Genomic DNA, 13444 nt, shown 5'->3' on the forward strand with positions numbered 1-13444 from the left:
ATAGTTCATCTCCTTTGTTGCAGTAAATGCTATCAAAGGAGCGGCATCAAACCGTGACAGGTCCATACCTACTGGGGACTTACGTAGGGGGGACTTATTAAGGTTACCTATTAGGGTCCTCTTCTCCCATTATCTTCTCTTCTTATCCATTACTTATACCTATTAATCAGTAGGTATATCCTCCCACCTAACCCCCTATAATATCTGAATAATATCCCCTAAGGTTACCCTGCCCCAGAGGACCCGTAAGAGGGCCCACAACAGTGGGGCATAAACAGGGGCATTATTCGGGACCCTTGGGGTGCCTGACTGCTTATTCCACTGATCCGGAGAGAGTTGGCTGGGATGGTAGGATTCGAACCTACGATCTACTGTACCAAAAACAGTTGCCCTACCGCTAGGCCACATCCCAACTCTGCGCTGGTAATTACTGTGAGTTGTTGACGTGTGCAAGCCCTGAATCGAAACTTTTGACAGCTTTTTTCGAAATTTTCGCAGCATATATTGTAAGAGTGTTTTCCATGAGTTTTGGATCGCAATGCAGCAGGTACAGGACCCGGTGGTGAAACTGTAGCGACACGATATTTCATGAGTAACTTCATATGAATATCAACTCATCATTTTGATATTTAACAATACTTTTTATACTATACGCATACGTCAATAAAGCGCGCGTTCGTCTGAGACCACAATCAGATTTCGAATTTTGTCGGGCCGCAATCCCATTAAGGCGTTGCATGAAATAGCCGATACCGGAAAAAACACCGCACGATCCAAGTGATCGTAGATGCCTACTTCCAAACGGCTTGCGCGAATATTACAGCCGTGCGGTCGGTCGTGGGCGCCCGCTTCTGGGTCACGTTTCTTATGAGCACAAACGTACCACCTGCCCCACAGCGTGCGTAACTGTTCGCTCAGGATCCAAGGTGTGCGATATGGCTTAAAACCAAGACTGCTGCGCACATGATACAGAAGATCAGCAAAGACAACGTCCGTTGTGAGCGGGCCAATTGGCTTTGATCGTCACGACGTACAATTCGGATCACCGCGTCTACTCGAATTCGTGCATCAAACGTCAAATGCAGCACGATGTAGCAAATCGCAGAACTTGTCAGCACAGCCAGCGCATCCCCGACAACGTTTTCGACCCGAAACACGGTCACACAGATCACGGAAAACAGCCCAAGCGTCCACATCACCAACAGCTCACCGGGCCGAATAATCGGGTATTGCCCAAGGCGCAGATGCCGAACCTGCTCCTGAAGGTTTTCTGGCAGGTCGCGCCTCTCGACCAAGCCCAATATTGCAGGCGATGTCACCGCTTCGCCGCGGCCTTCCAGATAGTCGGTCAGATGCATAACCCCTAAACGTGCTTCGGCATGCAAGGAGCTTATCCGCTCCAAAAGGAAACCTCCGAGAATACTGATCAACCCAATGGGGAGCGCCACCAAATCAACAAGAGATGTGTTCGGCATGTATTGTACGAGTACGACCGGAGGCGTCATAAGAACAATCACGCTCGTGATACTCAAGCTCAGGAAAACCCCTACAAACGCCGGCGTCGTATCGGATCGCAAATGCAAAAGCGCATTCGCACTTACGATCAAAAGGGCCCCCAGACCGACGGCCACGGTCAAACTCTCGACCCCAGCGATCCACAACCAGAACAACGCAAATACAGGCGTTGTGTACCATAGAACCGCCAGCTCAACGCGATCGGTGCGCGCCAAGGCCTCGCGATAGGTCAACGATCCGAGGGTCACAATCACCGCACCATTAAAGACCACCCACCCCCAGGCAATTGCGCTCATCGATGTAACCGCCGGAAAAAAATTGGGCAAAAACGGTATCGTAAGCAAAAAGCCCAACGCGCCAAAAATCTTGGTGGCGGCACTCGCCAACAACGCGAGATGCAGTTGCGCGCTGTGGCTCTCGCAGGCCCCATATTTGTCTTGTACAAAAAGCCGCGTATTGCGCCCCAAGGCCACCGAATATGCCATCAAAACGGCCGACAAAATTGCAAGTACAAGGCCGATCTTGGCATCAAAAAGCGACGACATACCTCGAACATCATTCAACAAGTCATACAGGTTTAGGTCGCCAAGCATGATGACAACCATGCCCAGAAACGCGACCAGAGACAGGAAGTATACTCTTTTGCCAATTGTCGCAGGTTTTGTCCCCAAGGCGACGTCACCTAATGGCCGCGCCAAGGCGACAAAAAAGAAGATCGCAAGGATTGGCCAAACATCAAACACAATCGTCGCGGATGCCTTGGAAATATATACAAAGGATACAAACAAAAGCGCAGGGCGGATCGATCTTCCCTAAGATCATGGAAAAGTCTACGAAATCCATATTCGGTCGATGTGCCAGACAACATCAATGCGCCCAGCAAAGACACCGCAGCCGACAACATGTGACTGAGTCCGGCAAATGCAAAGCCCGAGATTTCACCCGTACCAAACACCCCGACCAACGGAAATAGGCTATAGAGGAAAATGGAGATCAGCATGAACAAGACGGGCAACTGAAACAATGCAAACTCTCCTATTGGTCTAGCAGAACGAGAGCTAAGAGAATGCACCTCATGGCGCAACCCTCATGGCGCATTTGTCCACGATATCCGAGGCGATTGGACTTCGCCGAATCCGCGCCCCGAGCACTTTTCTTACCTCTCTGAGGTCACTCCATCAATTTCGCCTGAGAGACAAACCAGTTGATCACACCTGCGATTGCCTTGTCCGCTCGCGGCTTGCGCTCTGCCAACAGATAAAAATCCTGCTTTCCGGAAATGCTCTCTGGCGTGACCTGCACAAGATGACCTGCAGCGAGATCGCGCGTCACCATGAAGCGACTGACAAGGGCAACGCCCTGCCCTGCCAGCGCCGCATCTACAGCCAAGGCTGTCTGGTTCAAGCGCACGCCATGCCCTCCTTGATCCCTGACGTCCAAAACTCGCAAGAATTCAGGCCAAAGATCGTGTGCATCATGTAATTTTGGAAGCTCCGACACGGCTTTGGCGGGCAGCGGCAGCGATTGCCCCGCAATCAACGTCGGCGCAGCGACAGCGATAATCTCCTGTCGAAAGAGACATCGCGCGTCTATGGCCGCACCAAAAGGTGGCTTGCCTTGCCTAATCGCCAAATCAATATTGTCGCCATGAAAGCTCGAGATTTTTTCTGTCGCCAGAATACGCAGATCGACATCGGGGTGTTCTTTGGCAAAATCCGGCAGGTTCGGAATAAGCCACTTTGCGGCGAACGTCGGTGTCACACTGATCAGCACCCTGCCGGGCTCGGGCTTGAGATTGTCGGTTGCGGTGCGCAAATTTTCAAACGCTGCCGCTACGGCCACATGATAGCCGCGCCCCGACGACGTAAACGCCAGCCCCTGAGGCAATCTCTCAAACAGCGGCAACTCCAGATGCGTTTCAAGCTGGCGCACCTGCTGTGCCACGGCGCTTTGTGTGACGCCCAACTCATCCGCAGCGGCGCGAAAGGTTAGTCGGCGGCCCGCAGCTTCAAATGCGCGCAACCAGTTGAGAGGTGGAAGATGTGTCATATGGCAATAGTATTCCTACACCCTCGGAACATCAATTCTTGAACGTATCATCAGTCAAAACCCCATATAAGTGCCGTAAGTTTACAATGGAGATCAATATGTCTGTAGGAAAAGTTGCACTTATCACAGCGGGCGGCAGCGGACTCGGGGCTGATGCGGCACGGCGATTGGCGGCAGATGGCTTCAAAGTCGGCATTCTGTCTTCCTCAGGAAAAGGTGAAGCGTTGGCAAATGAACTCGGTGGTTTTGGCATCACCGGGTCCAATCTCGTGGGGGATGATCTGATGTCCCTTGTGAACGGCGCACAAGAGCGTTGGGGGCGCGTTGACGTGCTGGTCAACTCTGCCGGGCACGGCCCCAAGGGACCGGTCCTAGAGATTTCAGACGACGCGTGGCACACCGGAATGGACGTATATCTGCTGAATGTCATTCGCCCGACACGCCTTGTGACACCGTTGATGCAGGCTCAAGGTGGCGGTGCGATCATCAATATCTCGACCTTTGCCGCGTTCGAACCAGATCCTCTGTTTCCAACATCTGGCGTGTTTCGCGCCGGATTGGCCGCATTCACCAAGCTTTATTCCGACAAATATGCGCCAGACAATATTCGCATGAACAATGTCTTGCCGGGGTTTATCGACAGCTTGCCGGAAACCGAAGACCGGAAGGCGCGCATTCCTTTGGGGCGATATGGTCATGCACACGAAGTCTCATCTCTGATTTCACTGCTGGCGTCCGCAGATGGAAGTTACATGACCGGTCAGAACCTGAGAATAGACGGTGGGCTCACACGTGCCGTCTGATGTCATCGAGAGTCGCCCCCAAACAGGCCGCATCGCATTTGTGGTCAAATGGGCGGCCTCGATGATTCAAATACTGGGCTATACCGCTACGGCGGTCGGCTGGACGCCGTGGAACCTGTACCTGTTTCTTATCGGCGTCCTTGGCTGGTTTGCCGTCGGTGTGCTCTGGAACGACAGAGCCATTATGCTGATCCACATTGTGGCGTTCGGTGCCATGGTGACCGGCATGGCAACGGGATAGGCTCAACGGTCGATCATTCATCCGGAGAGCGCAACGCGTCACCATGAAACCGAATGCACATAGCACCGGATCGCCAGTAAACAGACGTTTGCGTCAGGCCCGCACGCATCACACCAAGACACTATGTCCACGAACACGCCATCCCCCGTGCGGTGCTGCATTTGGCAATGTGATTGCAAATCTTCTGCACATCAGTACACCCTGTCCCCCAAGGAACGTCAGTTCAGAAAACTCATTTGCGGCCCGCGGTCGCCCCTTGGAAAGGCTCGACATGGCAGTCACGCTTCAACAGAATATCCAAAAAGTCATGGGATATATGAACAGCGGTCAGTTTTCTGCGGCCGCCAAAGCAGCCAAAGCCGCAATGCGCAAATTTCCCGCCGAGGCCAATTTTGCCAATATGGTCGGAATGGCCACGGCCCAAGGCGGCAACCCGCGAGATGCCATTTCGTATTTTTCCAAAGCCCTCAAGATGCGCCCCTCGGATCAGGATATGCAGAACAACCTGATTCAGGCGTTGGTCATGTCGGATCAACATCCCAAAGCCAATGAACTGATTGACAAATTGGTGCCAAAGCGCAGTGATCCATCCCCTCTATTGCAACTCAGAGCAATCTCTTTTGTGCGGCGCGGCATGCCCCACGAAGCCATCCAAGCAAGTTCGGACGTCATCAAAGCCAACCCCAAAATGGCCTTGGCCTATACCTTGCGAGGCATATCATACACAGATTTGGGGCAAGATGCCGACGCGGTTGCCGATTTCGAAACGGCGCACAAACTGGCCCCGAACGACCCTGATCCATTGGCCAATATGGGTCTGCCCCTGTCGCGGATGGGCCGTCATGATGATGCAATGTTGGCGGTTGAAAAGGCGCTTGCGATGCGACCAAACCACGCCAATGCGCTGCATCGGTATGCCGTACAACTGACCGAATCTGGCCGTATGCCAGAGGCCATTGCTGCCTATCACCGCCTGTTACAGGTCGATCCGTTGCATGGCGAAGGCTTTAGCGAGCTGGTGAAAACCCAATCTGCAGAAGAAAATCTAAAACTGATGCCCGCGCTAAAATCTGCGCTGGCCAAGGTTCCGAAAAAAGCACCCGCACAGGTTTTCCTGAACCTTGCGATGGGCAATCTTTTGTTTCAACAAAAAGAGCATGATAAAGCTGCGGCGTATCTAAAGACATCAAACAAGCTGGAAGCCCCCCGCCGCCCCTATGACCTTGAGGCTGCGATTGCAGAATACGAGCATATCAAAGCCCTGTTTCCAGTGGGCTCAGACCAGCCGGAAAACAGCTCACATCTGGACCCGCGCCCGATTTTTGTGATTGGACAACCGCGATCTGGCACCACCTTGTCCGAGATGATCTTGTCCGCACATGCCTCTGTTGAGAGCCTTGGGGAATTGCCATTCGTGGGGCGTCTGGCCTCTGCGGCGCTTGATACGAACACATTTGATCCTGCTGGCTTTGCGACAGAGTTTCGTGAAGCTCTGCCAGAATTGCCACAGGGCACGACCGCCTTTGTGGACAAGATGCCCGCCAATTATAGGTATGTCGGTTTTTTGCTACAGGCATTCCCAAATGCGAAAATCATTCACATTGATCGTGACCCGCGTGATGTGGCGCTTTCGATGTGGCGAGTCAATTTTCCAAGCGGCTGGATGAACTTCAGCTATGACCTGAAAGCCATGGCCGAAAACGCCAACCTGTATCGCAGGTATATGGCGCATTGGTCGGAGGTGTATGGCGACCGGATCTTGACGATGGCCTATCAGGATATTGTCAACGACGTGGAGGCCGCAAGCCGCAAGATGGCAGCGTTTTGTGACTTGGAGTGGCAAGCTGACATGGCATCCCCCGAGAGAAACACCGCAACGGTGCGCACTGCATCCGTGGTTCAGGTGCGCGAAGGTGTGCACAAGAAATCCCTTGGCGGTTGGCGTGTGATGGAACACACGTTGCAGCCCTTTATTGACGGTCTTGACCCCGCGCTTTGGCCTGACCTCAAATAAGACCCACAAAAAAGAGGGCACCGAACACGGTGCCCTCTGAACCCAAACCGGAAACACACCAGTTCGCTATTTTTTCTGAATACGCCCATCGGTATAGGGTTGATACGGGGCGTTTTGTGCCATGTATTCCGCCAGAACATCCGCCAGGTCAGGCCCAAAATCATAGGCATTCATCGCGCTGCGGAACATTTTGTATCCGTCACCGCCCCCGCGCACGTAATTGTTGGAGACCAGCCCGTAGGTCGCGGATGGATCAATCGGCGCCCAAGCACCATCCTGCATCACCATCACGTCGCTGATCCGGCCTTCGTTCGGGGCGACATCTGCAGTCCAGGAAAATTTGAGCCCCGCAACTTGCGGAAAGCGACCTTTGACCTCTTCGACCTGACTGACGCCATTCTCAAGCGCATCAATGACGGTTTGGCCCGTCACCTGAAACGTCGACAGCGTGTTTTGGAAGGGCAACACGGTCAACACCTCGCCCATGGTGACCTCACCTGCATCAATGCTGGCGCGCAATCCACCTGAGTTGGCAATGGCGATCGACACACCTTGATCTTTGACACGATCCAGCATGGCATCGGCAACCAGATTGCCCATGGCACATTCCATCACCCGACAGACGCTGCGGTCTCCCTCGATCACCGCGCCGGATTCCGCGACGACTTTCTGACGGATTTCTTCCAGCGGCAGCGCCAATTCAGCAATACGCGACTTGGTGCCGCCATCCTCTGACACGGTTGCATCCATGGAAATGGGCTCGCCGCTGGCCTGAATGATGTTCCCTGCATCATCAAAGGTCACATTCAGCTCGCCGAGAAATTTACCATAGGCATAGGCTTGGACAATCGCCGTATCACCGACCATCGTGGGATACGGGCCTTTGGCGCGATCCGACACGTTCGACAGATATGTGTTGTCATGGCCACCGACGATCACATCGACGCCCGTTGTCCCCGCTGCAACAGCTTGGTCAACATGATAACCAGAATGCGACAAGACAATAATCTTGTTGATCCCTTGTGCGCTCATGGCATCCACTTCGGCCTGAACAGCCGCCACCGGATCAGAAAACGTCACATTCGGCCCCGGGCTGGCAAGTTCATCCGTATCTTGCGGCGTCAGGCCAATCAGGCCCAGTTTTTCACCACCACGTTCAATCACTGCGGATTTGGCCAACTTGCCTGCAAGATGTGGCTCTTGGCTAACGTCTGCGTTCGACATCAGCACCGGAAAAGACACTGCGTCCATAAACCCGCGCAAGACTTCGGGGCCATCATCAAATTCATGGTTGCCGACGGTCATACCATCATAGCCAAGCTTGTTCATCATCTCGGCGGCGACTTTGCCTTTGTAATAGGTGTAAAAGAGCGTGCCTTGGAATTGGTCCCCGCCATCCACAAGAATACTGTTCGTGGCCCGCGCACGTGCCTCGGCAATCGCTGTGACAAGACGCGCGGTACCGCCAAAACATTTCCCTTCGGCGTTCTTTTCTTCTGAACAGCCGGAATCGTATTTGCTGATTGGTTCGAACCGCGCGTGGAAATCGTTGGTGTGCAGCACGGTCAACGAATAGTCAGCAGCAGCCATGCCAGCGCTCAACCCCACAAAGGCGGCCCCTGCGAGCAAATGATGTTTCATAAAGTGTCCCCTCGACTCGTTCATTCCCGTCGATGGTGACTCTGTTGTTGCCTCTGAGTCAAAACTTCTCTTGCTTGACGTAGCCGTCGTGGCGTTGCATGTCAGCGCTATGCTGATTTTCAAGATTTTCCGCGCCCCCGAGTGGGCGGAGTTGCGCGCAAACGGGAACACCGCAGGCGCGCCAATCGATGTTTCCGACGGCTATGTCCATTTTTCCACGGCTGAACAGGCTGCGGAAACCGCAGGGAAACACTTTGCTGGCGAACAGGACCTGTTTCTTTTGGGCCTTGAAACCGACACGCTTGGCGATGCGCTCAAGTGGGAACCCTCCCGAGGCGGGGCGCTGTTTCCACATTTGTATCGACATCTTGATCTGAAAGATGTGGCATGGGCACAACCTTTGCCACTTGTCGACGGCACACACCAATTTCCAGCAGGACTAGGGATATGAAGGTACTTGAAAAAATCGGCATGCGGGCGCTGCACCTCATGGATCCAGAAGCCGCGCATGGTTGGGCGATCAAAGCGCTTCAGGCTGGCTTGGCTCCGGCGCCCGGCATTTTGACATCGCCCCGCCTTAAAACCACCGTTGCGGGACTGCACTTGCCCAACCCAGTTGGTTTGGCAGCCGGATTTGATAAAAACGCGACCGCCCTTGAGGGCCTGTCACGTGCCGGCTTTGGATTTTTCGAAGTTGGTGCGGCAACTCCGCGTCCTCAACCAGGGAACCCAAAACCGCGTCTATTCCGGCTGACCGAAGACTATGCTGCGATCAATCGCTTTGGGTTTAACAATGACGGGATGGACGCCATTGCGACACGTCTGACATCCCGCCCAAAAGACGCGGTGATCGGGCTTAACCTTGGGGCCAACAAAGACAGCGAAGACCGTGCCGCAGATTTTGCACGGGTGCTTGCACATTGTGGTGCGTCGCTGGATTTCGCCACTGTGAATGTCAGCTCTCCGAACACGGAAAAGCTGCGAGATTTACAGGGCAAAGCGGCGCTGTCTGCTCTGCTGGCGGGTGTCATGGAGACACGCGATGCGTTGGCACGCCCTATTCCGATTTTCCTCAAGATTGCGCCTGACCTCAGCGACGCCGAACTGGCAGAAATCGCAGAGGTCGCCCTTGAAGCCAAGCTTGATGCAGTGATTACCACCAACACCACGTTGGATCGCAAGGCATTGACCAGTTCACATCGTGACGAAATGGGCGGGCTTTCTGGTGCCCCGCTGTTCACAAAATCCACGCGCGTTCTGGCGCGGCTTTCCCAAATGCTGGATGGGCAAATTCCGCTGATTGGCGTTGGCGGCATTTGTAACGCCCAAGATGCCTATGACAAAATCTGTGCGGGTGCGTCTGCTGTCCAACTGTATACGGCTCTTGTCTATGATGGTCTGTCGTTGACCGAAGACATCGTGCATGGGTTGGATGAATTGCTGGCCAAAGACGGGTTCGACACGGTCGCCGATGCGGTTGGCTCTAAACGCGAGGCATGGCTATGATCACAATTTGGCACAATCCGCGATGTTCAAAGTCGCGTCAAACCCTTGCCTTGATTGAAGATAAGGGCGACGTCACCGTACGCCTGTATCTCACTGATGGCCCCAGCCTTGAAGATGTTCGCGCCGCGCGTGACCTTTTGGGTGTGCGCGCCATAGACATGATGCGCCCCACCGAAGCAGAGTTCAAAGACCTTGGGCTAAGCAAGACCGACGACGACGCGCGCCTGTTAGAGGCCATGGCAAAGGCCCCAAAACTGATCGAACGCCCCATCGTGTTCGCAAATGGCAAAGCGGCCATAGGGCGCCCACCAGAGAGCGTACTGGACATCTTGTAAAACCCCTAGGGCCAAGACCCTAGGTCGACACGGATGCTTTGCGTTCCAATGACGGGTATTTCAAACCCAATGTCACCCCGCGCGCAATGAAAGACACCAACAGCGCCAGCCACAGGCCGTGATTGCCCAGCAACGGCAAAAGGCTGGCCGCAGCCAACACATATACCCCGAGCGAAATCGCCATCATATTGCGCATGTCTCGGCTTTGCGTCGCGCCAATGAAAACCCCGTCCAACATCCATGCCGCGACCCCAACCAACGGCGCGGCGACCATATACGGCAGATACTGGCGGGCTTCGATCTGAACGTCGGGGGCCTTGGCCATGAAATCAATCAGCGGTGCGCCGATTCCAGCAAACAGCACCGCCAACGACGCTGTGATCACCCGCCCCCAGAGACTGCTTAGAACAACACTTTGGCGCAACGCTTGCACGTTGCGTCCGCCGATGGCTTGCCCCACCAGCGCCTCGGCTGCAAATGCGAACCCGTCCAGCGCGTATGCGGTGATATTCAGAAACTGCAGCAACACCTGATTGGCTGCCAATGTGACATCACCAAAGCGCGCACCAAGAAACAGGAACGACATGAATATTGCCTGAAGCATCAGGGATCGCAGCATAATGTCGGTATTCACCGCCATAATTTCGCGCAGCCGTGCCTTGTCAAAAATGCGGGTCCAGTCCCGCCACGCAGGTTGCAAGAACGCGCCCCGACACAGCCAAAGCCCAAGCGCCAGCCCACTCCATTCCGCAAGAAACGTGGCAAGCGCGACGCCTTGCACGCCCCACCCAAGCCCCAACACGAACCAAAGATCCAAACCAATGTTCAAGCAATTCATCCATACCTGAACCACAAGCACCGCCTTAGTGCGTTCAAGCGCGATCAACCACCCAGTCAGGCCATACATCGCAATCGCAGCTGGTGCACTATAGACGCGAATGCACAGATACTGTTGGGCCAGCGTTTCGACTTCGGGGCTGGCGGGTGCGATTTGAAACGCAGCCCAATAGAGCGGAACTTGCAACAGCACAATACAGACACCGGCCGCGATCCCCAACATAAGCGCGCGGGTCAGCATCGCCGAGACTTCGCCAGAACGCCCTGCCCCATATGCTTGGGACGTGAGCCCCGTAGTTCCCATCCGCAGGAACCCAAAAATCCAATAAATGCCCGTCAGGATAATTGCGCCAAGCCCGACAGCCCCAATCGGAGCCGCTGTACCCAACTGGCCGACGACGCCCGTATCAACCGCGCCAAGAATTGGCACCGTTGCGTTTGCCACAACAATCGGCAAAGCCCCGCGCAGGACCCGCCGATGCGTGATCGGCCCGATGTCAGGCATCCGTTTTGGGCATTACAAAATGACCTGTGGCCTGCGCGAACAATTTGCTGCGTTGATCCTGCCATGCTTCGACATGCACGCTGGCATAGCGTCGTCCCGATCGGTTTACCCGTGCGCGTGCATACGCATCACGCGGCAATCCGGACCGAAGATAGTCCACGGTAAAATCAATCGTCTTTGGCAAACGCGGCAAATGACCAATCGCCAATTCCTCAGCGTCCATCCGGCCGGTTTCAATATCGTCCCACAACACGGTCCACGCCAGCCCGATGATTGCCGTGATCTCAAGGAAACCGGCAATTGCCCCCCCATGCAACGCTGGCAGCATCGGATTGCCAATCAGTTTTTCGTCATACGCCATGACTGCGGTCAACTCGTCGCCCCGGCGATCAAACTCGATCCCCAGAAACTGAATGTACGGCACGCCATGCACGAGAGAACTCAGCGCGGCGTCGCGGCGATGTTTGACCACTTGAACGGGTTCAGGACGTGTACGCGCCATCATTTCAACTCCACAGTAAATGCACCAGTGGCGGTCGCCACAGGCCGCTGATCGTCGTCATCCGTTGCTGTCGCTCTGACAAAGGCGACCGACCGCGTGATATGATAACATTCTGCGCGGGTTCTGATATTCTGTCCGGGTGTGGCCACGCGCATGTAATCGATACGCAAATCAATCGTGGCAGTTCCCGCCGGAGATGAAGGATGGCTCATTGCGGCAGCGCCACAACATGTGTCCATCAAGGCTGAGACGGCCCCACCATGAATAACTCCGTTCTGCGGATCCCCCACAATGCGCAGATCATAGGGAAGCTCCATTTCCGCCACCCCTTCCCCGATCGAGGTCAACTTCATCCCAAGTGCTTTGCAGTGAGGGATCGCTCCGATAAACTGTTCGGCCATTTTGGCTTTTTCAGGCTTCATGTGGGACTCCGGCTAAATCTGATCCCTTTATGAGCCGCAATTTTCAGATTGAGCAAGAGGGGCTGTTGCTCTTCATTCAAAGGCACCCTAAGTTTTCCCCCAGTGGAGAAGTGCCAAATGTCTGATATTCGTCTGTCTTTCAAAGAAATGTGTTCCCGTTTCGACGTCACGCCCAGAACGTTGCGTTACTATGAATATATCGAATTGCTTCAGCCCGTGCGCGAAGGTCGTTCGCGATTTTTCGGGCCACGTGAATTGGCACGCATGACCTTGATCATGCGCGGGCGTCGTTTCGGCATTAAACTGGAAGACATCCGCCAATGGCTTTTGATCTATGAGAACCATGGCACATCGGCGCAAATGCAGGCCTTTGTAAATATGGCAGATCGCCAATACGCAGAGTTGCAAGAGCAAAAGGCACAACTTGAACAGGCCATGGACGAGCTGATGGCGCTGCGCGACGAGACCGCCGCTGCGCTGACCAAAGGCTAGTTCCGACAGGAGATGGCATCTTTTTGCCAAAAATATTGCTTTACCTTAGCGAACACTACGTCAACTTATTTGTGACGTAACGTTTCACTTACGTAAACGTCAACCTGTATTGTAACTCTTGCTCACGATCCCATTTTGTCCAGAGCAAGACAGATACGAGGTTGACGACATGATCGATCAAACAATGACCATTCGCGAGATGTGCGACGCCTATGATGTGACGCCCCGCACTCTGCGTTTCTACGAAGCCAAAGAGCTTTTGCTTCCTATTCGGGAAGGTCAAAAGCGCCTGTTCACCAAACGTGACCGCGCCCGTCTCAAATTGATTTTGCGCGGCAAGCGCTTTGGCTTTTCCCTCGAGGAAATCAGACAACTGCTGGACCTCTACGATATGGGCGACCAGCAAGCGACACAGCTTAAGGCCACGTATGAAGTTGCCAAGCAACGTCTAAAAGACATGGAAGAACAACGCGATGAGCTGAACGAGGCCATCGACGATCTCAAAGAACAACTCAAGTGGGGCGAGAAAATGGTCGCCACAGCTGAGCAAACCCAAAAAGCCGCAGAATAACACAGGGAAGA

At 54.2% G+C, this 13444-nt stretch carries 14 protein-coding genes and 1 tRNA gene; 8 read left to right on the forward strand and 7 right to left on the reverse strand.

Translation table 11 applies throughout. From position 1 onward, the window contains the following. Positions 1-337: 337 nt before the first annotated feature. The 3 genes from FAP39_RS04960 to FAP39_RS04970 all read right to left on the reverse strand — a co-directional run bounded on the left by FAP39_RS04960 (position 338) and on the right by FAP39_RS04970 (position 3564). Positions 338-412: transfer RNA gene (locus FAP39_RS04960), tRNA-Gln, on the reverse strand. A 502-nt stretch (positions 413-914) separates the two neighbouring features. Next, positions 915-2303: a hypothetical protein gene (locus FAP39_RS04965; protein WP_138015292.1), complete on the reverse strand. Its 1389-nt coding sequence runs from the start codon at positions 2301-2303 to the stop codon at positions 915-917. Between the two features lie 382 nt (positions 2304-2685). Next, positions 2686-3564 (reverse strand): LysR substrate-binding domain-containing protein, encoded by an 879-nt coding sequence (locus FAP39_RS04970; protein ID WP_138015293.1) that lies wholly within the window; start codon positions 3562-3564, stop codon positions 2686-2688. 98 nt (positions 3565-3662) lie between these two features. Between FAP39_RS04970 and FAP39_RS04975 the strand changes: the two genes are divergently transcribed. The 3 genes from FAP39_RS04975 (at position 3663) to FAP39_RS04985 (ending at position 6622) form a co-directional block, all read left to right on the forward strand. After that, entirely contained in the window at positions 3663-4367 is a 705-nt protein-coding gene (locus tag FAP39_RS04975; protein WP_138015294.1) for an SDR family oxidoreductase, read from the forward strand. Then, positions 4357-4608, forward strand: coding sequence for a DUF6552 family protein (locus FAP39_RS04980; protein ID WP_138015295.1), 252 nt, complete (start codon positions 4357-4359; stop codon positions 4606-4608). The genes FAP39_RS04975 and FAP39_RS04980 overlap by 11 nt, the downstream gene beginning before the upstream one ends. 271 nt (positions 4609-4879) lie before the next feature. Further along, entirely contained in the window at positions 4880-6622 is a 1743-nt protein-coding gene (locus FAP39_RS04985) for a tetratricopeptide repeat-containing sulfotransferase family protein (RefSeq protein WP_171006780.1), read from the forward strand. Positions 6623-6688: 66 nt separating this feature from the next. On the opposite strand, the gene FAP39_RS04990 is transcribed toward FAP39_RS04985, so the two are convergent. Continuing rightward, on the reverse strand, positions 6689-8263 hold the full coding sequence (locus FAP39_RS04990) for a bifunctional metallophosphatase/5'-nucleotidase (protein ID WP_138015297.1): 1575 nt from the start codon (positions 8261-8263) through the stop codon (positions 6689-6691). A gap of 109 nt (positions 8264-8372) precedes the next feature. Between FAP39_RS04990 and FAP39_RS04995 the strand changes: the two genes are divergently transcribed. The 3 genes from FAP39_RS04995 to arsC are packed head-to-tail and all read left to right on the forward strand — an operon-like array spanning position 8373 to position 10104. Then, positions 8373-8714, forward strand: a complete 342-nt coding sequence (locus FAP39_RS04995) for a DUF952 domain-containing protein (RefSeq protein ID WP_138015298.1) — start codon at positions 8373-8375, stop codon at positions 8712-8714. Beyond that, positions 8711-9769 carry a quinone-dependent dihydroorotate dehydrogenase gene (locus tag FAP39_RS05000; protein ID WP_138015299.1) on the forward strand — a complete coding sequence of 353 codons (1059 nt, stop codon included), beginning with the start codon at positions 8711-8713 and terminating at the stop codon, positions 9767-9769. The genes FAP39_RS04995 and FAP39_RS05000 overlap by 4 nt, the downstream gene beginning before the upstream one ends. Next, positions 9766-10104, forward strand: a complete 339-nt coding sequence (gene arsC / locus FAP39_RS05005) for an arsenate reductase (glutaredoxin) (RefSeq protein WP_138015300.1) — start codon at positions 9766-9768, stop codon at positions 10102-10104. Before FAP39_RS05000 ends, arsC begins: the two co-directional genes overlap by 4 nt. A 19-nt stretch (positions 10105-10123) precedes the next feature. On the opposite strand, the gene FAP39_RS05010 is transcribed toward arsC, so the two are convergent. Genes FAP39_RS05010 through FAP39_RS05020 form a run of 3 tightly spaced genes read right to left on the reverse strand, consistent with a single transcriptional unit; the run spans position 10124 to position 12370 of the window. Further along, on the reverse strand, positions 10124-11446 hold the full coding sequence (locus tag FAP39_RS05010; RefSeq protein ID WP_138015301.1) for an MATE family efflux transporter: 1323 nt from the start codon (positions 11444-11446) through the stop codon (positions 10124-10126). Then, positions 11439-11948, reverse strand: coding sequence for a PaaI family thioesterase (locus FAP39_RS05015; protein ID WP_138015475.1), 510 nt, complete (start codon positions 11946-11948; stop codon positions 11439-11441). The genes FAP39_RS05010 and FAP39_RS05015 overlap by 8 nt, the downstream gene beginning before the upstream one ends. Then, entirely contained in the window at positions 11948-12370 is a 423-nt protein-coding gene (locus FAP39_RS05020; RefSeq protein ID WP_138015302.1) for a PaaI family thioesterase, read from the reverse strand. The genes FAP39_RS05015 and FAP39_RS05020 overlap by 1 nt, the downstream gene beginning before the upstream one ends. A gap of 117 nt (positions 12371-12487) precedes the next feature. Here FAP39_RS05020 and FAP39_RS05025 point away from each other — a divergent pair, with 117 nt between their 5' ends. Further along, entirely contained in the window at positions 12488-12862 is a 375-nt protein-coding gene (locus tag FAP39_RS05025; protein WP_138015303.1) for a MerR family transcriptional regulator, read from the forward strand. A 169-nt stretch (positions 12863-13031) separates the two neighbouring features. After that, entirely contained in the window at positions 13032-13433 is a 402-nt protein-coding gene (locus tag FAP39_RS05030; protein WP_138015304.1) for a MerR family transcriptional regulator, read from the forward strand. The last annotated feature ends 11 nt before the right edge of the window (positions 13434-13444 follow it).

The sequence above is a fragment of the Shimia litoralis genome (assembly GCF_005518135.1).
GTDB lineage: Bacteria > Pseudomonadota > Alphaproteobacteria > Rhodobacterales > Rhodobacteraceae > Shimia_E > Shimia_E litoralis.